This window comes from Blastococcus aurantiacus, from assembly GCF_900102425.1.
Classification (GTDB): domain Bacteria; phylum Actinomycetota; class Actinomycetes; order Mycobacteriales; family Geodermatophilaceae; genus Blastococcus; species Blastococcus aurantiacus.
In genome coordinates this window covers 75,316-93,726 of the sequence record NZ_FNBT01000006.1, presented here as the reverse complement: position 1 = coordinate 93,726, position 18,411 = coordinate 75,316, and the positions used below count along the sequence as shown (strand labels likewise).

The 18,411-nt window shown below is 74.7% G+C and carries 19 protein-coding genes; 7 read left to right on the top strand and 12 right to left on the bottom strand.

Going from position 1 to position 18,411, the window contains the following annotated elements; all coding sequences use genetic code 11:
* Window positions 1–44: 44 nt before the first annotated feature.
* The 4 genes from BLS70_RS13445 to mftF form a co-directional block, all read right to left on the bottom strand.
* Window positions 45–1,289: an SRPBCC family protein gene (locus BLS70_RS13445; protein WP_091768754.1), complete on the bottom strand. Its 1,245-nt coding sequence runs from the start codon at window positions 1,287–1,289 to the stop codon at window positions 45–47.
* A gap of 85 nt (window positions 1,290–1,374) precedes the next feature.
* Window positions 1,375–2,640, bottom strand: coding sequence for an MFS transporter (locus BLS70_RS13440; protein WP_091768751.1), 1,266 nt, complete (start codon window positions 2,638–2,640; stop codon window positions 1,375–1,377).
* On the bottom strand, window positions 2,637–3,899 hold the full coding sequence (locus BLS70_RS13435; protein WP_091768748.1) for a multidrug effflux MFS transporter: 1,263 nt from the start codon (window positions 3,897–3,899) through the stop codon (window positions 2,637–2,639). The genes BLS70_RS13440 and BLS70_RS13435 overlap by 4 nt, the downstream gene beginning before the upstream one ends.
* A 131-nt stretch (window positions 3,900–4,030) precedes the next feature.
* Window positions 4,031–5,458, bottom strand: coding sequence for a mycofactocin biosynthesis glycosyltransferase MftF (mftF, locus tag BLS70_RS13430; protein WP_091768745.1), 1,428 nt, complete (start codon window positions 5,456–5,458; stop codon window positions 4,031–4,033).
* A gap of 113 nt (window positions 5,459–5,571) precedes the next feature.
* Between mftF and BLS70_RS13425 the strand changes: the two genes are divergently transcribed.
* Window positions 5,572–6,570, top strand: coding sequence for an iron-siderophore ABC transporter substrate-binding protein (locus BLS70_RS13425; protein WP_091768743.1), 999 nt, complete (start codon window positions 5,572–5,574; stop codon window positions 6,568–6,570).
* A gap of 30 nt (window positions 6,571–6,600) precedes the next feature.
* Here the strand turns inward: BLS70_RS13425 and mftE are convergent, their stop codons facing one another.
* Both mftE and BLS70_RS13415 read right to left on the bottom strand, forming a co-directional pair.
* Window positions 6,601–7,293: a mycofactocin biosynthesis peptidyl-dipeptidase MftE gene (gene mftE / locus BLS70_RS13420; protein WP_091768741.1), complete on the bottom strand. Its 693-nt coding sequence runs from the start codon at window positions 7,291–7,293 to the stop codon at window positions 6,601–6,603.
* A gap of 59 nt (window positions 7,294–7,352) precedes the next feature.
* On the bottom strand, window positions 7,353–8,120 hold the full coding sequence (locus BLS70_RS13415; protein WP_091768739.1) for a response regulator: 768 nt from the start codon (window positions 8,118–8,120) through the stop codon (window positions 7,353–7,355).
* Between the two features lie 99 nt (window positions 8,121–8,219).
* On the opposite strand from BLS70_RS13415, the gene BLS70_RS13410 reads away from it, so the two are divergent.
* Window positions 8,220–8,597: a YchJ family protein gene (locus BLS70_RS13410; protein ID WP_091768737.1), complete on the top strand. Its 378-nt coding sequence runs from the start codon at window positions 8,220–8,222 to the stop codon at window positions 8,595–8,597.
* A gap of 7 nt (window positions 8,598–8,604) precedes the next feature.
* Here the strand turns inward: BLS70_RS13410 and BLS70_RS13405 are convergent, their stop codons facing one another.
* Entirely contained in the window at window positions 8,605–10,146 is a 1,542-nt protein-coding gene (locus tag BLS70_RS13405; protein ID WP_091768735.1) for a DHA2 family efflux MFS transporter permease subunit, read from the bottom strand.
* A 77-nt stretch (window positions 10,147–10,223) separates the two neighbouring features.
* On the opposite strand from BLS70_RS13405, the gene BLS70_RS13400 reads away from it, so the two are divergent.
* A complete protein-coding gene (locus BLS70_RS13400; RefSeq protein ID WP_091768733.1) occupies window positions 10,224–10,823 on the top strand; it encodes a TetR/AcrR family transcriptional regulator in 600 nt (199 codons plus the stop codon).
* Between the two features lie 83 nt (window positions 10,824–10,906).
* A complete protein-coding gene (locus tag BLS70_RS13395; protein ID WP_091768731.1) occupies window positions 10,907–11,386 on the top strand; it encodes a pyridoxamine 5'-phosphate oxidase family protein in 480 nt (159 codons plus the stop codon).
* A 29-nt stretch (window positions 11,387–11,415) separates the two neighbouring features.
* Here BLS70_RS13395 and BLS70_RS13390 read toward each other — a convergent pair whose 3' ends face one another.
* The 4 genes from BLS70_RS13390 to mftA form a co-directional block, all read right to left on the bottom strand.
* Window positions 11,416–13,251 (bottom strand): putative bifunctional diguanylate cyclase/phosphodiesterase, encoded by a 1,836-nt coding sequence (locus BLS70_RS13390; protein WP_091768729.1) that lies wholly within the window; start codon window positions 13,249–13,251, stop codon window positions 11,416–11,418.
* Between the two features lie 86 nt (window positions 13,252–13,337).
* Window positions 13,338–14,597 (bottom strand): mycofactocin radical SAM maturase, encoded by a 1,260-nt coding sequence (gene mftC, locus BLS70_RS13385; protein WP_255362459.1) that lies wholly within the window; start codon window positions 14,595–14,597, stop codon window positions 13,338–13,340.
* Window positions 14,594–14,896: a mycofactocin biosynthesis chaperone MftB gene (gene mftB / locus BLS70_RS13380; RefSeq protein ID WP_255362458.1), complete on the bottom strand. Its 303-nt coding sequence runs from the start codon at window positions 14,894–14,896 to the stop codon at window positions 14,594–14,596. Before mftB ends, mftC begins: the two co-directional genes overlap by 4 nt.
* A 32-nt stretch (window positions 14,897–14,928) precedes the next feature.
* A complete protein-coding gene (gene mftA, locus BLS70_RS13375; protein WP_091768727.1) occupies window positions 14,929–15,045 on the bottom strand; it encodes a mycofactocin precursor MftA in 117 nt (38 codons plus the stop codon).
* A gap of 123 nt (window positions 15,046–15,168) precedes the next feature.
* Between mftA and mftR the strand changes: the two genes are divergently transcribed.
* From mftR to BLS70_RS13360, 3 genes are all read left to right on the top strand, one after another.
* Complete coding sequence (mftR, locus tag BLS70_RS13370) at window positions 15,169–15,771, top strand: mycofactocin system transcriptional regulator MftR (protein WP_255362457.1); 603 nt, start codon at window positions 15,169–15,171, stop codon at window positions 15,769–15,771.
* 111 nt (window positions 15,772–15,882) lie between these two features.
* The gene (gene mftD, locus BLS70_RS13365; RefSeq protein ID WP_091768724.1) at window positions 15,883–17,106 is read left to right on the top strand and encodes a pre-mycofactocin synthase MftD; all 1,224 of its coding nucleotides are present in this window, start codon (window positions 15,883–15,885) and stop codon (window positions 17,104–17,106) included.
* Between the two features lie 117 nt (window positions 17,107–17,223).
* A complete protein-coding gene (locus tag BLS70_RS13360) occupies window positions 17,224–17,751 on the top strand; it encodes a GNAT family N-acetyltransferase (RefSeq protein WP_091768721.1) in 528 nt (175 codons plus the stop codon).
* 130 nt (window positions 17,752–17,881) lie between these two features.
* Here BLS70_RS13360 and BLS70_RS13350 read toward each other — a convergent pair whose 3' ends face one another.
* Entirely contained in the window at window positions 17,882–18,409 is a 528-nt protein-coding gene (locus BLS70_RS13350; protein ID WP_143030415.1) for a hypothetical protein, read from the bottom strand.
* Window positions 18,410–18,411 lie beyond the last annotated feature (2 nt).

Below are 18,411 nucleotides of genomic sequence, written 5' to 3'. Positions count from 1 at the left end.
CCCGGGCTCCGGAGCGGGTCGTCCGCGCACCTTGTCGGCTGGGTTCAGCGGCGACGCCGGCGGCGGCGGACGAACAGGACCACCGCGACGACCGCGGCCGCGGCGCCGACGGCGGGCGCGTACCGGCCGGGCCCACCGGCGGACACCTCGAGCAGGTCGATCGGCTCCGGGCGCGCAGGCGTGCCCACCGGGGTGGGCGCCCCGGACGGCGTGGAGGGCGCGGCGCGGGGGCCGGACGACGGGACGCTGCGGACCGGGGCTCCCGTCGCGGGCCGGGCCGGGGGCGCCGAGGGTCCCTTCGGCGGGCCGCTGGGCCGCCGGGCACCGCCGGACGCGGGAGCGACATCCGCGGGGACGGCGGTCTCGGCGGGCAGGGGAGCCCCGGGCGGCGCGGCCATCGTCGCGGGAGCAGCCTTCGCCGCCGCAGGCTTTGCGGTCGCTGCGGGCTTCTCGGTCGCTGCGGGCTTATCGGTCGCTGCGGGCTTCTCGGCGGCCGCAGGCTTCCCGGCTGCCTTGGCCGGCGCACTCTTCGGGGCTGCCGCCTTCTTCGCGGGGGCAGCCTTCTCCGGCGCCTTGGCCGCGGCCGTCTTCTTCGCGGGCGCGGACTTCTTCGTGGGCGAGGCGGCGGGTTCGCTCACCTTCTCGGTGGCGCTCGCGGCAGCCTTCTTCGTGGCGGCGGCCGCCTTCTTCACGACCTTCGCGGCGGGGCCGTCACCGGGCACCTGCTCGACCGAGGCCGCGATCTCCTCGACCGCGCCGGTGGCCGTGGCCGCCGCCTTGGCGGCCGGGCCCGGCGCCGCGACGGGAGCGGGAGACGGGGCGGGAGTCGGGGCGGGAGACGCAGCGGGCGCGCCGAGCTGGGCGGCGAGCTTCTCGGCGAACTGGGCCAGCATCTTGTCGCCGACGTCGGTCATCACGCCGCGGCCGAACTGCGCCGGCCGGCCGGTGATGGTCAGGTCGGTGACCACGTCGACGCGCGTCGTGTCACCGTCGGCCGCGAGGGTCGCGGTGATGACCGCCGCCGCCGTCCCGTTGCCGCGCTGGTCCTTGCCGCGGGCGTCGATGACCGCGCGGTGCGTGGCGTCGTCCTTCTGCTTGATCGAGGCCTTGCCCTGGTAGGTCAGGTTGATCGGCCCCAGCTTGACCTTGATCGAGCCGGTGCACTCGTCGTCGCCGGCGGAGTCGAGCTGCGCTCCCGGCATGCACGGCGCCGTGCGCTCGATGTCGAGCAGCACCCGCCACGCCTCGTCGACGGGCAGGGGCACGTGGAACGAGTTCTCCAGTTGCACGGCTGGACCCTCCTGGGCTGCGTCCCGCCGGCCCCGCACGAGCCCCGGGTGGGACGGACGAGTACGGACCGGCGGCGTCACGACGCTACCGCCCGGCGTGCTCCCTCACCTGTGCGCCGCGGGCGTCCTGAGCCGGGTGGGACGGGTGTTCCGGGCGCGTCTCCGGAAGGCGCAGCTCGCGCCGGCGCAGGACGGCCGAGGCGGCCAGGGCGAGCAGCCCGGCCGCGGCGAACGCCGCCCCCAGCAAGCCCGGCGCGGTGTACCCGAGCCCCGCCGCGATGACCAGGCCCCCGGACCACGCGCCCAGGGCGTTGGCGGCGTTGAGCGCCGAGTGGTTGAGTGCCGCCCCCAGCATCTGCGCCTCGCCGGCGACCTCCATGAGCCGCATCTGGAGGCAGATCACCAGCGTGGAGGCGCCCGCGCCGAGCAGGAACATCGCCGCCACGATCGTGACCGGGGTGCGGGCGGCCAGCGGGATCAGGGCGAGCAGCAGGCCGGTGGCGACGTTGGCGCCCACCAGCGACCGGAACAGCGCCAGGTCGGCCAGCCGCCCGCCGAGCGCCGTCCCCGCCACTCCACCGGCGCCGAAGGCGAGCAGCACGAGCGGGATGGACGCGCGCGACATGCCGGTCACGTCGGTGACCAGCGGCGCGACGTAGCTGTAGACGGCGAACATGCCGCCGAACCCGACGACGCCCACCAGGAGGGTGAGCAGGACCTGCGGACGCCGCAGGGCACCGAGCTCGGTGCGCACGGTCGCCTCGCGGTTGCCCGGGGACGCCGGCACGACCGCGGCGACGGCGGCGATCGTCAGGGCGCCGATCACCACCACGGCCCAGTAGGCGCTGCGCCAGCCGAGCTGCTGGCCCAGCCAGGTCGCCGCCGGCACACCGGCCACGTTCGCCACCGCCAGGCCGAGCATCACCGAGCTGACCGCCCGCCCGCGCAGGTGCGGCGCCACGAGGGAGGCGGCCACCAGCGACGCGACGCCGAAGTAGGCCCCGTGCGGCAGCCCGGCGACGAATCGGGCGGCCAGCAGCGACCCGTAGCCCGGCGCGAGCGCGGTCAGGGCGTTGCCGACGATGAACGCGACCATGAGCCCCATCAGCAGGCCGCGCCGCGGGAGCTTCGTCCCGAGGGCGGCGATCACCGGCGCGCCGACGACGACGCCCAGCGCGTAGAGGGAGATGACGTGCCCCGCGGTGGGGATGTCGATGTCGACGCCCTCGGCCACGTCGGGCAGCAGCCCCATGGTCACGAACTCCGTCGTGCCGATCGCGAAGCCGCCCAGCGCGAGGGCGACGACCGCGGCGGCCGTGCGCCTCCGGGAGAGCTCCGGGTGTGCGCTCATGCGGCCGGCACCACGGCCTCGTCGTCGACGACCAGCTGCCAGGGGCGGACGACGAGGACGAGGATGGCGATGGCGAGCCCCAGTGCGGTCACCACGACCGTGCCGATCGCGGCGGCGTCGTTGCCGAGCAGGCCGACCACCGGGGAGACCAGGGCGCCGACGCCGAACTGGACGGCGCCGAGCAGCGCGGCGGCAGTGCCCGCGGCGTCGCCGTGCCGGGACAGCGCCAGGGCGGGGGCGTTGGGCAGCGCCAGCCCGCAGGCGAAGAGCACCGCCCACAGGCTGAGCGCGACGCCCCACAGGCCGCCGGTGGTGGTCAGCGCCAGCGCCACGAGCGCGGCGCCCGCCGCCGCACCGGCCACCGTGCCGGTCACGAGGACCTGCGCCGGCGACCAGCGGCGGAGCAGGACCGGGTTGAGCTGCGTCGCGGCGATGAGCCAGAAGGCGCCGGCACCGAAGAGCAGGCCGAACTGCTGCTCGTCGAGGCCGAACTCGCCCTGGTAGACGAAGGCCGACCCCGACACGTAGCTGAACAGGCCCGCCATGGTCAGCCCGGCGACGAGCACCAGCCCCACGTAGGCGCGGTCGTGCAGCAGCCCCCGGTAGCCGCGCAGCGTGCCCGCGATCCCGCTCGACCGGCGGCGCTCCGGGGGCAGGGTCTCGGGGAGCAGGCGCGCGCCCACCGCGATCATCACGACGCCGTACACCGCCAGCACGGCGAAGATGCCCCGCCACGAGGTGTAGCGCAGCATCTCGCCGCCGATCGTGGGCGCCAGCACCGGCGCCGCGCCGAGCACGAGGAACAGCCGCGACAGCATGGTCGCGGCGGCCCGCCCGTCGTAGAGGTCCCGCACGATGGCGATGGCGATGACCGCGCCGGCCGCGGTCCCGACGCCCTGCAGCACGCGCAGCGCACCGAGGACGGCGAGGTTCGGGGCGACGATCACCAGCAGGGACGCCAGCACGTGCAGCGCGGTGCCCGCCAGCAGGGGCCGCTTGCGGCCGAGCGCGTCCGACAGCGGGCCCAGGACGAGCTGCCCCAGCGCCAGGCCGATCAGGGTGCCGGTGAGCGTGAGCTGCACCGCGGCCGACGTCGTCTCGAGCTCCCGCTCGATGGTCGGCAGGGCCGGCAGGTACATGTCGATGGTCAGCGGGCCGATGGCGACGAAGGCGCCCAGGACCAGCGCGGTGCGGGCCGGGCCGGGCGGCTGCACCGTGGGCGCGGGAACGGCTGCGGGTCGTTCGTGCAGGGTGGTCACGGAGGGGTCCTTCGGGAAGCGCGATGGAGCGGGGACCCACGCTGGCCGGACCGCAGTACGAACGGCGACAAGCGCGGTCGGGCGCCGGTCATTCCGGATCGGCGGAAGATCGCCGGGAGTTCACACCGGTGTCACGCGCGGGGTGGCCGGGTGGGCAGCAGCGCCCGGGCGGAGCGCGCCCGGACGGCCCCGGCCCACAGGCCGGCCCCGTAGGCGAGGTCGTCCAGGCGTCGCGTCGCGACGTGACGGACCGGTCCGACCCGGTGCCGGTGCGGCAGCCAGGCGAGCAGCCCCTCGGCGAGGGCGAGCGCCGGCAGCCAGCGCCGGGCCCGGTCGGAGACCAGGGTCGCGGCCAGGGCCAGCGGCCAGTGGTGGCGCGTGGTCGCGCGGGCCAGCGCCCGCGCCGCCGCACCGCTGCTGCGGGCGGTCAGGACGACGGCCAGCGCCACCGGCGGCCGCTCCCCCGGCCGGGCCAGCCGACGGGCCAGCCGGGCGGCCTTGGTGGCGAGCACCCCCAGGGCCACGGCCCGGCCGGCCCGTCCCCCGGCCACCGCCAGCGCCGCGGCGGCCGCCAGCTCCGGGGCGACGACCAGCGGCGAGACCAGCGAGCCGTGCCGTTCCGCCAGCAGCGCCGCGCCGGTGCCGTAGAAGGCGCGCCGGCGGACCCACTCCGCCGTCCGCGTCGGGTTCTCGTGGGCCACCTCGGCGGCCGGGTCGAGGCGCACCCGCCAGCCCGCCGCCGACAGCCGCCACACGAGGTCGACGTCCTCGGCCACGCGCAGCGCCTCGTCGAAGCCGTCCGTCCCCAGCGCGGACCGGCGGCACAGCAGCGCGGCGCTGGGCACGTAGGAGACGGCCGACAGCGGCCGGACCGGCGCGGGGTGCACGCCCATGTCGAGTGCGCCCGCGACCGCCTCGTGGTCGTGCAGCCAGCCCGCGCCGGGCAGGCCGACGATCCGGGGGGCGACGACCGCCAGCCGCGGGTCGTCCAGGTGCGGGCGGAGGACGGCCAGCCACCCCGGCCGCGGCACGCAGTCGGAGTCCAGGAAGGCGACGAACGGGGTGCGCGCCTCCCGGAGGCCCGCGTTGCGCGCCGCCGCCGGGCCGAGGGACGTCCCCTGGCGGACGACGACGGCGTCGGCCGCGCGTACCGGGGACGACGAGCCGTCGTCCACCACCACGACCGGCAGGCCCTCGGTGCCCGGATCGGCGCGCAGGGCCGCGAGCAGCCGGGCGAGCTCGGCCGGCCGGTCCTTGACGGGAACCACCACGGTGACGTCGGCCGCACCGGCGGCGGGCGGGCGATCCGGGTGCGCCAGCCCCGCGTCGAGCAGGCTCGCGGCGAGCGAGGCCGTCGTCGCGTCCCGGACGACGAGCCGGTCGCCGGTCAGGAGCGCCCGGGCACGCGGGACCAGGCGCAGCAGCCGCAACGGCGAGCCGCCGAGCAGCGTCGCCCCGCCGTCCCGGCGCCGGACGCGCGGGTCCAGCCGGACCGCGAACCCGTCGGGGAGCCGGTCCGCCGGCGCGGTGGGGAGCGCCGCGGGGGCCGATGCGTGCACCGGAGGAGTCTCCCCTGGAGCGCGACGGCGGTGCCGCCGGGACGGGGCGGTGGCCTCGGCGGACGCCCGTTGTGGTTAGGTCAGCCTTACCTGACCGCCCGAAGGAGCTCCGCATGTCCCCCCGTCCCCTTCTCCGTGGCGCCGCCCTGCTGGCCGCCGCCGCCCTGGTCGTCACCGGCTGCGGTTCCGACGACGACACCACCTCGAACGCGGGTGGCGACGGCGGCGGCAGCTCCTCGGGCGCCTTCCCCGTCACCGTGTCCACCGCCTTCGGCGACGTGGTAATCGAGGAGGAGCCCACCCGCGTGGTGGCCCTCGGCTGGGGAGACGCGGAGACGGCGCTGGCCCTGGGCGTGCAGCCCGTCGGCGCGAGCGACTGGCTGGCCTTCGGCGGCGAGGGCGTGGGCCCGTGGTCCGAGGGGCTCTACGACGAGGCTCCCGAGCTCATCGACACGAGCGAGCCCAGCTTCGAGGCGATCGCCGCGCTGGAGCCGGACCTCATCCTCGACACGAAGTCCGACGGCACCCAGGAGCGCTACGACCTGCTCAGCCAGATCGCCCCGACGGTCGGGGCCCCCGAGGGGGTCGGGGCCTTCCAGACCACCTACGAGCAGCAGCTGGAACTGGTCGGCCAGGCGCTAGGCCGGACCGACGAGGCCGACGAGCTCGCCGCCGAGGTGACCGAGGCCTTCGAGGCCGCCGCTGCGGAGCACCCCGAGTTCGAGGGCACCGAGGTGGCCGTGGCGGCCTTCACGGCCGAGGGCTACACCGCCTACGTGCAGGGCGACACCCGGGTCGACTTCATGGAGGAGCTCGGCTTCGTCAACAAGCCGGCCATCCAGGACCAGGCGACCGACAGCTTCTACATCCCGGTGAGCGAGGAGCAGGTCTCGCTGCTGGACTCCGAGCTCACCGTCGCCTTCCCGATCTACGTCGACGCCGCCGAGTACACGTCCGACCCGCTGTGGCAGGCCCTGCCGTCGGTGCAGGACGGACGCGTGGTGGTCCTGGAGGACGAGGCGCTGGCCAACGCCTTCTCGATCGGCACGGCGCCGAGCATCCGGTACGCGCTGGAGAACGCCGTCCCGCTGTTCGCCGACGCCCTGACCTGACCTACCAGCAGGACGCCGCCGGGCGGCTCGTCAGCCGAGCCGCCCGGTGGGGTCCACCCGCCACTCCGCCGCCGCCGCGACCAGCCGCCTCGCCAGCGCAGCCAGCAGCTCCGCCCCCTCGGCCCCTGAGGCGCCCGCGGGATCGCCGAGCACGCCGGTGGGGCTGACCGCCCGCACCCCCTCGGCGCGCAGCCGGGGCAGGAGCGCCCGCACCGGCGCGGTCTCCCCCGCCACCGCGTCCGCCTCGCGCACCTCATCCGGTTCCACGTGCAACATCAGTGACGTCTCCGTGCGGCCGGCGTGCGCGTCGCCGCCCGGCACACCGCAGGCGAACCAGGCCACGTCGCGCCCCTCGGTGCGCAGCAGCGGCACCGCCGCCCGCAGCGCCTCCAGGTTGCCTCCGTGGCCGTTGACCACCAGCAGGCGCGGCGCCCACCGGCACGCCGAGCGTCCCAGCTCGACCAGCACGGCGGTCAGCGCCTCCGTGCCGATCGACACCGTGCCGGGGAAGCCCTCGTGCTCCCCGCTGGCCCCGTAGGGCAGGGCGGGCGCGAGCAGCGCGCCGTCCAGATCCGGCAGGGCGGCCCGCGCCACCGCGGACGCGACGGCGGTGTCGGTGGCCAGCGGCAGGTGGTGCCCGTGCTGCTCCACGGAACCGAGCGGGACGACCAGCTGCGCAGCCTCGGGGATGCGCGGCCACACCGCGCCGGCGAGCTCGGCCACCCGCGCAGCCTAGGCGTCCGGGCGCAGCGCTCCGGGCACCGATGCGAGGTGGACCGGCCTCAGACCGCCGGAAGCGGCTCGTCGAGGACGAGGACGTCCTCCTCCAGCTCCTCGGCCAGCTCGGTGAAGACCTGGCAGGTCCGCTCCACCTGCTCGGCGGCCCGCCGGACGGCGTCCACGTCGGTGGGCTCCCCGTCGCGCGCACGTTCCTCGAGCGACCGGAAGGCCCCGGCCAGGGCGTCCGCGCCGAGCGTCGCCGCGCCTCCGGCGAGTCGGTGCGCGGCCATCTCCAGCGCGACGGCGTCCGCCGCCGCGAGCGCCCGTTCGACGGCGGCCATCCCGATCGGGGCGCTCGCGACGAAGGTGCGCAGGAGACGGGCGGTGAGCGCCCGCTCCGCCTCCTCCTCCACTCCGGCGACGTCGGCGAGCCGACGGCGGACGACGTCCGCCAGCTCGTCGGTGGTCGTTCCCGCGGCCTGGTCGATCGCCCGGGCGAGATCGGCCAGGGTGCAGGGCTTGGCGAGGTAGGTGGCGCCGAGCGAGCGCCCGGCCAGGACGTCACCGGGCAGTGCCCGTCCGCTCAGGAAGATCACCGGTAGTTCCGCGGAACTCGGGAGCTCGCGCAGCGCGTTCACCAGGCCCAGACCGCTGCCGCCGGGCATGAACATGTCCGTGACGACGACATCGGGCTCGAAGGCGCCGTCCAGCAGAGTCGTCGCCTCGTCCGCCGAGGACACCGCGCGGATCCGGTAGCCCGCCCAGGACAGCCGCCGCTCCAGCATGAGGCGGGTCGCGTCCTCGTCCTCGACCACGAGCACCTTCACCACGCTGCAACTCCCTGCTCCGGCGGACCCGACGTACTCCTGATGTCATCGGCAGGTCGGCCGCCCGACTACAGCGCATGTCCGGGCGGGCAGACTCGGGACATGGCTCCCCGGCGCTGCCCCTGCGGAACGGGACTGCCCTACGACGGGTGCTGCGGTCCCCTGCACGCCGGTGACGCCCCGGCCGCCACCGCCGAGCAGCTGATGCGCTCGCGGTACAGCGCCTTCGTCGTCGGCGACCCCGGCTACCTCCTGGCCACGTGGCACCCGACCACCCGGCCACCGGACCTGGAGCTCGATCCGGACGTCCGCTGGCTGGGGCTCGATGTGCTGCGGACCGAGGGCGGCGGCCTGCTCGCCGCCGAGGGGACGGTCGAGTTCACCGCGCACCGGATCGCGGGCGGGCAGCGGGGCGAGCAGCACGAGGTCAGCCGGTTCGTCCGCGAGGACGGCGCCTGGCGCTACCTGGACGCCGGCTGACCCCGCCTCACCCGACGGCGACGACGGCGGCCGGCGCGGGGGTCTCGGCCCGCGCCCGGGCCGGCAGCCAGGCGGCCACCGCGAGAGCCCCGACGACGCAGGCGCCGGCGCACACCCAGGAGCCGGCCGACAGCCCGTCGACGAACGCCTGACGCACGGCGTCCGCCGCGGCCGGATCGGGAGACTGCGTGGCGACCGCCAGTCCGGCGACGACCGAGTCCGCCGCGAGGTCGCGGGCTCCGGCGGGCGCACCGGCCAGTGCGTCCTGGACGGCGCCGGCGTAGACCGTGCTCATCACCGAGCCCACCACGGCGACGCCCAGGGTGCCCCCGACCTCGCGCACGGTGTCGTTGACCGCCGATCCGGCTCCCGCCTGGTCGGAACGCAGCGCACCCATCACGGCCTCGGTGGCCGGGCTCGTCACCAGGCCCAGGCCGGCGGCCATGAGGACCATGGAGAGGACGATGCGGCCCCAGTACGCCGAGTCCACGGCCGAGCCGGCCGCCGTGACGAAGCCGAGGGCCATCACCAGCAGTCCGGTGGCAACGACGAGCTTGGTGCCGAACACGCGCATCGCCATGATCGCCAGCGGCGCGGTGGCGCCGATGACCAGCGCGAAGGGCAGGGTCCTCAGGCCGGCGGCGAGCGGGCCGTAACCCAGCACCGCCTGGAAGTACTGCGTGATCAGGAAGATGAAGCCGAAGAGCGCGAAGAACGCCAGCGCGATCGCGCCGCTCCCGGCCGAGACCCGTGCGTCGGTGAACAGCCGGACGTCCAGTAGCGGGTCGGGGCGGCGGAGCTCCCAGACGACGAACCCGGCCAGGGCGAGCACCGCTCCCGCGTAGCCGGCCACGGTGGTCGCCGACGTCCAGCCGTGGTTGGGCGCCTCGATGGTCGTCCAGACGAGCAGCCCGATCCCGGCCACGGAGGCCAGCACGCCGACCGGGTCGAACCGGGACGGCACCCGCTCGCGCGACTCGCGGAGGACCGCCCGGCCTGCGACCAGCGCGAGCACCACGAGCGGCAGCTTGACCAGGAACACCGAGCCCCAGGCGTAGTGCTCGAGCAGCAGGCCACCGGTCACCGGCCCGATCGCCACGGAGAGCCCGGTGACCGCCGACCAGATGCCGATCGCCGTGGCCCGCTCGCGGCTCCCGGGGAAGGCCGTGATCAGCAGGGCGAGCGTCGCCGGGAAGATCAGCGCGGCTCCGGCGCCCATGAGGGCCCGCGCCGTCACGAGCTCGGCCGTGGTGTCGGCCGTCGCGGCCAGCAGTGACGTGAGTCCGTACAGCACCAGCCCGAGCTGCAGCATGCGCAGCCGGCCGTAGCGGTCCCCCAGGTAGCCGCCCACCAGCAGCAGCGCGGCGAAGACCAGCGTGTAACCGTCGACCACCCACTGGAGCCCGCTGGTGTCGGCGGAGAGCTCCGCGGCCAGCGTCGGGAGCGCGACGTTGACGATCGTGTTGTCCACGCTGACCAGCAGCACCGACAGGCAGAGGACGGCGAGCACCCGCCACGGGCGGGGACGGTCGGGGAGCGGCTGATCCATGGGAGCCTCCGTAGTAGAACGTTGTGCCACAACTGTAGGACGACGTTCTACAGTTGGGCAAGAGGGAGGATGACCGCATGGCAGAACCGACCCAGCGCACCCCCAGCCGGGACCTCGAGGGGGCCCTGATCGACGCCGCGGAGCGCGTCCTCGTGCGCGAGGGCCTGCGCGGGCTGACCGTCCGGGCGGTCGCCACCGAGGCGGGCGTGGCTCCGCAGGGCGTCTACAACCGCTTCGGCAGCAAGCACGGGCTGGTCGCGGCGGTCCTCGTCCGCGGGTTCGACGGCCTGGCCGCGAGCACCCGCGCCGACGACGGCACCGACGCCACCGAGCGGCTGCGCTCGTCAGGCCGCAGCTACCGCCGCTTCGCCCTCGCGCACCCGCAGCACTACGAGGCCATGTTCGGGAGCGGTGTGAGCCCCGCGGACCGTGCGGCCGCCTCCACCGACGACCTGACGGCGCACGCGAGCGCGGCCTTCGACGTACTGGTGACCGAGGTGTCCCGGGCCATGGACGCCGGCGTCCTGCGTCGGGACGACCCCAGGGAGATCGCCTCGGTCTTCTGGGCGGCGGTGCACGGCGCCGTTGCCCTGGAGCTGGCCGGCATCACGAAGACGGCCGATCCGGACACCTCCTACGAGCGCCTGCTCGTCGCGCTCACCGCCGGCCTGGGCTGACGCGGGGTGCGGCGCGTGTGGTCCCCGCAGGACCGGGGCACCGGATCCGGGTAACGGGCCGTGCACGACGAGAGGACGCAGTCATGAGCGCAGAGGACACCCGCAAGGTCGCCGAGCTCATCAAGGGGCAGCGGTTCGGTTTCCTCACCACGACCACGCCCGAGGGGAAGCTGACCAGCCGCCCGATGACCCTTCAGGAGGTCGAGTTCGACGGGGACCTGTGGTTCTTCGCCGAGCGGGGCTCGCACCCGGTGCAGCACATCCAGGCCGCACCGCAGGTCAACGTGGGCGTCGGCTCCGGCGGCACCTGGGTCTCGCTGACCGGCCATGCCTCCGTCGTCGAGGACGTCGCGAAGAAGAAGGAGCTGTGGAACGGCGGCGTCGAAGCCTGGTTCCCGCAGGGCCCCGAGGACCCGTCGGTGGTGCTGCTCCGGGTCGAGGGCGATTCGGCCGAGTACTGGGACAGCCCCGGTGGCCGGCTGGCGACGGCCTTCAGCTTCGTCAAGGCCAAGACCACCGGCCGGCGCATCGACGCCGGCGAGAACGAGAAGGTCGACCTCTGACCTCTGACCTCTGAGCTCTGACCTCTGAGCTAGGCCCGGACCGGCACGCCGGCCGCGAGGGCAGCCCCCGCGCGGTCGGCAGGCTCCGGACGGGCGAACAGATAGCCCTGGGCCGATCCGCAGTCCAGCTCCGCGAGCGCGCGCCGCTGACCCTCGGTCTCCACGCCCTCGGCGACGATGTCCAGCCCCAATGTGCGGGCCAGCTCCACGATCGAGGTGATGAGCGTGACCGCCGAGCGCCCCAGCGGCAGGTCCATGACGAAGCTGCGGTCGATCTTGATGATGTCCGCCGGCAGGTGCCGCAGGTAGGACAGCCCCGAGAAGCCGGTGCCGAAGTCGTCGATGGCGATGCGGACGCCGAGCTCGCGCAGCGACTCCAGCTGGGCCACGACAGCGTCGCCGTCCCGGACCAGCACGCCCTCGGTGACCTCCAGCGTGAGCTGCTCGGCCGGGAAGCCCGACTCCGCCAGCGCCTCCACGACGAGCGCGGTGACGTCGCTGCCGTCGTGGAACTGCCGCGGGGAGAGGTTCACGGCCATGCGCAGCGGCATCCCGGTCTCCGCCGTCCACACCGCGCCCTGGCGCAGCGCCTCGCGCAGCACCCACGTCCCGATGCCGACGATGTCGCCGGTCTCCTCCGCGAGCGGGATGAACTCCACCGGCGGGATGAGACCCCGCTCGGGGTGGTTCCAGCGGACCAGGGCCTCGAAGCCGGTCGTGCGGCCGTCGGCCAGGCGCACCGTGGGCTGGTAGTACACCTCGAGCTGGTCGGAAGCGGCGGCGCCGGCCAGGTCCTGGGCGAGCGCCGCCCGTCGGCGGGCAGCCTCGGCCATCCCGTCGGCGTACACGACGAGCCGGTTCTTGCCCTGCGCCTTGGCCAGGTACATCGCCAGGTCGGCGTTGCGCAGCAGTGCGTCGGCCGATGCGTCGGTCATGTCGGTGGAGGCGGCGACGCCGACGCTGCCGTGCACGGTCAGCGTCCCGTCGGCCAGCGGCACGGGGACCGACAGCGCGACGAGCGCCCGCTCCCCGACGACGCGGGCCACGTCGGCCCCGCCGTTCACCACGACGGCGAACTCGTCACCGCCGATCCGCGCCACGACGTCGCCCGGCCGGACACACCCCCGCAGGCGCTCGGCGAGCACGAGCAGCAGCTCGTCGCCGGAGGCGTGGCCGCGGCTGTCGTTGACGGCCTTGAAGTCGTCGAGGTCGATGAACAGCAGGCTCACCTCGTCGCCGCGGGACAGCAGGCGGTGGGTGACCTCCTCGAGGAGGGTCCGATTGGCCAGCCCGGTGAGTGGATCGCTGAGGACCTGGGCCTCGTTGAGCCGCCACGAGGACAGGTGGGCCAGGCTCGCGGCTAGCACGAAGGCGGCGTGGATGCCGGCCCACGCCCAGGGGTTGCCCTGCCCCTCGTGCCCGAAGACGGCGTGCGGCTGCAGCGTGCCGAACACCCCGTGGTGCAGGGCGACGACGACGACGGCGATGCCGAAGGGCACCCAGTCCTGGTACAGCGAGACGACGCCGATCATCACGAAGAAGACGAAGTGCGCCTCGGTGACCCCGCCCCACAGGTGCACGAGGGCGACCGAGGCGGCCATGAGGCTGCAGGTGGTGGCGGCGGCGTGCACCGCGCGGCTCAGCCCGGGGACGACCGCGACGACGAGCGGCCCGCCGACGGCGGCGAGCACCGCCACGGCGGCCGGCTGCCCGTACCCCCACACCCAGGCGAGCAGGACCAGCCCGACGGCGCAAACAGCCGACAGGCGCACGATGGCCCGATGGCGGCGCTGCCACACGTCCTCCGGCAGCCGGCGACCCGAGGGCAGCAGCTGCGCCGTTCGCAGGCGGAGTTCGGCGATCACGCAGACGTGATCGGCGCGAACGCCACCCCTCCGCAGCCCACGGCCCACCTCTCCCCCGGAGGGGTGAGGTCAGCCGCGCGGCGCGTTCAGCGCAGGTCGACCCCGGCGAGCGGCGACTCGTCGCAGATCTTGGCCGGGATGGACGGGATGCCCAGCAGGGTCGGCTGACCGCGCACCGGGCCGCTGTGCGAGTGGTCGATGTGGCTGCGCGGGGTGACCAGCTCGAGGTCGCGCGCGGCGAGGGCGGTCTCGCCGTACCCCTGCACGCACTCGGGGTCCGGGCCGTCCAGCGGCAGGCCGGTGAAGAACTTGGCGGCCATGCACCCGCCCCGGCAGGCGTCGAAGTGTGCGCACTTGGTGCAGGCGCCGCCGGTCTGCGGGTTGCGCAGGTCGGCGAAGAGCTCGGAGGACTGCCAGACCCGCTGGAAGCCGCCCTCGTCGCGCACGTTGCCGGCGAGGAAGTTCTCGTGGATGGCGAACGGGCAGGCGTAGACGTCGCCGACCGGGTCGATCAGGCAGACCACGCGTCCCGCGCCACAGAGGTTCAGCCCGGGCAAGGCCTCCCCGAACGCGGACAGGTGGAAGAACGAGTCGCCGGTGAGGACGCCGTCGCCGTTGGCCAGCAGCCAGTTGTACAGCTCGCGCTGCTGGGCCTGCGTCGGGTGCAGCTCGTCCCACACGTCAGCGCCCCGGCCCGAGGGCCGCAGCCGGGTGATGCGCAGCTGGGCGCCGAAGGAGTCGGTCAGCGCCTTGAACTGGTCGAGCTGCCCGGCGTTCTCCCGCGTCACGACGACGGAGACCTTGAAGTCCTTCATCCCGGCCTCGGCCAGGTTCTCCAGCGCCCGGATGGCGGTGGCGTAGGAGCCGGTGCCGCGCACCCGGTCGTTGACCTCGGCCGTGGCGCCGTCCAGGGAGATCTGCACGTCGACGTAGTCGGTGCGGGCCAGCTGGGCGGCGCGGGTCTTGTCCAGCTTGATGCCGTTGGTCGAGAACTTGACGCCGACGTCGTGGCCGATCGCGTAGTCGAGCAGGTGCCAGAAGTCCGGCCGGACGGTGGGCTCGCCGCCGCCGACGTTGACGTAGAAGACCTGCATGCGCTGCAGCTCGTCGATGACCGCCTCGGCCTCGGCGGTGGACAGCTCGTTGGGGTCGCGCCGTCCCGAGGAGGACAGGCAGTGCGCGCACGCCAGGTTGCAGGCGTAGGTCAGCTCCCACGTCAGGCAGATGGGGGCGTCCAGGCCGTACTCGAACTGGTCGATCAGGCGCCCGCCGACGGGACGGTCCGGGGTGGTGGGGCGGGCGGCCGGCGCAGCCGCGGCGGGACGGGGCGGCAGGAGGGCGGTCACGGGGTCTCCCTCGGTTCGATCATCTGCGAGCGGGCCAGGTCGGCCAGGGCCTTCTCGTACGCCGGGCGCTGGGCCTCGGACACACCGCAGGCGACGAGCGTGGCGCTCGCGCTCGGGTGGTCGGCCAGCGCCTCGACGACGGCGACCAGGGTCTTCGACTTCAGGAAGGAGAGCTTCCGGTTGCCGAAGTGGTAGACCAGCGCGCCGAAGGGCTCGGGCCGCAGCGCGACCGAGCGGGCGCGCTGCCAGGGCCCGGCCGGGTCGAACGCGACCTCGGCAGGGAACACCGCCGTGGTCACAGGGGTGCCGTGCGGATCGATGGCCGGGGCGCTCAGTAGACGCCGCACATGCCGTCGATCGAGACCTCTTCCACGAGCGACTCCTCGACCAGGGCCTCCTCGGCGACGGGGGCCGGGGCGACGTCGACGTCGGTGTGGGTCTCGGGCATGGCGGACTCCTGGTGATCGCGGTCACGGACGGATGCAGGGAGGCTAATGACACCCGGTGCCAGGGGGCAACCGGGGGTGGCCGGTCCACTGGATCACGGGCCGGGAACGGGCATGATGCCTGCGTGACCGCCATCGAGACCGCCGCGACCGGCGTCCCGGCCGAGGGCACCCGGGCCCGGGTGGAGCGGGCGGCGCTGGACCTCTTCACGCTGCGCGGCTTCGAGCAGGTCACGACCGACGAGGTCGCCGACGCGGCGGGCATCAGCCGGCGCACGTTCTTCCGCTACTTCGCCACCAAGGCCGATGCCGTCTGGGGCGACTTCGCCGCCCACGTCGCGCGGCTCGAGGAGCTGCTCGCCGGCGCCGACCCGGCGCAGCCGGTGCTGGCGTCGGTGTGCGCGGCCTACGTCGAGGTCAACGACTACGCGGCGGCCGAGCTGCCGCTCCTCCGCGAGCGGATGCTGCTGATCCTGACCGAGCCGGCCCTCCTCGCCCACTCGCAGCTGCGGTACGCGGAGGTGGACCGGGTGGTCGCCCGGTACGTCGCCGCCCGCTCCGCGGCCGACGCCACGGACCTTGTCCCGCGGCTGGTGGCCGCGACGACCCGCGCGGCGGCGACGACGGCGTTCCAGGCGTGGCTGGCCGACGAGCGCTCCGCACTCGGGACCCATCTGCGCCAGGCGTTCGCCGAGCTCACCGCAGGGTTCCCCGCACTGCTCCGCTGAGCACCTCACCCCCAGGTGTGGCGCAGGTCTCCCGCCGTGCCGGTAGGGTGGCACTCAGTGCCACCGACCGTTCCGGGCGGGGGCAGCAGATCAGCGACAGGAGAGCAGCGCATGGCGAACCCCTGGTTCGAGTCGGTGGCCGAGGCCCAGCGGCGGGCGAAGAAGCGGCTGCCCAAGGGCGTCTACGGCGCGCTGGTGGCCGGGTCCGAGCGCGGGCTCACCGCCGAGGACAACATCGCCGCCTTCGCCGAGCTCGGGTTCGCCCCGCACACCGCCGGGCTGGCCAACGAGAAGAACATGGCGACCACCGTCATGGGCCAGGAGATCTCCCTGCCCGTGATCATCAGCCCGACCGGCGTCCAGGCCGTCACCCCCGACGGCGAGGTCGACGTCGCCCGGGCCGCCGCCTCCCGCGGCACCGCCATGGGGCTGTCCTCGATGGCCAGCAAGCCCATGGAGGAGGTCATCGCGGCCAACCCCAAGACGTTCTTCCAGTTGTACTGGGTCGGCGACCGCGACGTGATGGCCGCCAAGGTCGAGCGCGCCCGCCGGGCCGGCGCCGCCGGGCTCATCGCCACCCTCGACTGGTCGTTCTCCTACGGCCGCGACTGGGGCAGCCCCTTCATCCCGGAGCGGATCAACTTCGAGGCCGCCCGCCGGTACGCCCCCCAGGTGCTGACCCGGCCGCGCTGGCTGTGGGGCTTCGCGAAGACCATGAAGATCCCGGACCTGACCGTGCCCAACATGGTCGCCACCCCCGGGGACAAGGCCCCCACCTTCTTCGAGGCCTACGGCCAGTGGATGCAGTCCCCCATGCCCACGTGGGAGGACGTCGCCTGGCTGCGCGAGCTGTGGGGGGACAAGCCCTTCATGCTCAAGGGCGTCATGCGGGTGGACGACGCCAAGCGCGCCGTCGACGCCGGCGTCAGCGCGATCTCGGTCTCCAACCACGGCGGCAACAACCTCGACGGCACGCCTGCTGCGATCCGCGCGCTGCCCGCCGTCGCCGAGGCCGTCGGTGATCAGGTCGAGGTGCTGCTCGACGGCGGCATCCGCCGCGGCGGCGACGTCGCGAAGTCCCTGGCCCTGGGCGCGAAGGCCGTCATGATCGGCCGCGCCTACCTCTGGGGCCTCGGTGCCAACGGCGAGGCCGGCGTCGGCAACGTTCTCGACCTGCTCCGCGACGGTCTCGGCTCGGCCATGATCGGACTCGGCCACACCTCGATCGACCAGTTCAGCCCGAGCGACCTGGTGATCCCGCCGTCCTTCGAGCGGCACCTGGGCGTCGACGGCGTGGACGCCCCCTTCGCGCCGCACTCGTCCGGCAAGGGCTGACCCCTCCGCCGCACACCGACTGCGGGGAACGTGGCCCCCGGACACCGTTCCGGAGGGCCGGGTTCCCCGCAGTTGTCCGGCTGGTCCCGGTCAGGCCATGACCGACACACTGGACGGATGGACGTCGGCCGCGCCGGACCGCAGGACGTGGCACACCTGGCCCATCTGCTCTGGCTGAACGGGACACCGGATCAGCAGGCCCAGCAGGACGCCGCATCGTTCACGACCGATCTCGCAGCGTGGTGGGCCGACCACGTCGGCTCGCACGTCGCCTTCCTCGCGCGGCCCGCCCGGTCCGACGCCGTCGGGATGGCGTGGCTGGCACTCCTCCCGAGGGTGCCCAGGCCGGGCGCCACGGCTCGCCTCTCGGCGGACATCCAGAGCGTCTTCGTGCTGCCGAGGCAGCGCGGGGCGGGGATCGGCACGGCTCTCGTCCGAGCTGCGACGGATCACGCCGTCCGCCTGGGGGCGGCGCGCGTGACGGTCCACTCCAGCACGAGGGCGGTGCCTGTCTACGAACGGCTCGGGTTCGCGTCGTCCCGGCAGCTGATGCAGACGCCGCCGGAGCAGATCCGCGGCGCCGGCGCCCAGCCCAGCGGGCCGCCGAGCTTGCCGCCGATGCCGCCGCCGCCCCCGAACTGCTAGATCAGCTCCATCGGGTCGATGCCGAACTTCGAGAGCAGCCCGGCGTCCTTGTCCGTGTCCACCTGATCGGGCAGCTCGGAGTCGGCCTGCTGGGCCTCGTCGTGATCCCCCTGGGAGCGCAGCCCGGTCGTCAGTCCCGCAGCGGTTCCTCGGGAGCGAGCAGCTCCGCGCGGTCGCGCATCCGGCCGCGCAGCCAAGGGTGCCCGACCGCGGCGGCCAGCAGCACGGGGACCAGCACCCACACCCACGAGGGCCCGGTGAGCGCCACCCCCGCCCACAGCGCGGCCATGGCCACGAAGAGGACCGGCGCCCAGTAGCGCTGCCGGTCGAGCTCGCGCAAGTGGTCGAGGGCCATCTCGTGTGCCGCGTGGCGCTCGTCGGGGTCCTCGGGCACCGGCCCCCGCGACGACGCCCTGCGCACGCGCCGGCCGACCGCGCGGGGGGACTGGTCGTCCGGATCGTCGACGCGCCGTCGACGGACCTCCCACAGCGCCATGACCGCCCCGAGGGCGGCCCCGCACACGGCGGCTCGCACGAACAGCTCGGCCCAGCTCTCGTCGCGCACGAACACGCCCCACAGGACGGTCACCGCGAAGAACGAGGCGGCGTAGAGCGCGCCCGCCCGCACCACACGGGAACCCATCAGCCCTTCGCGCATGC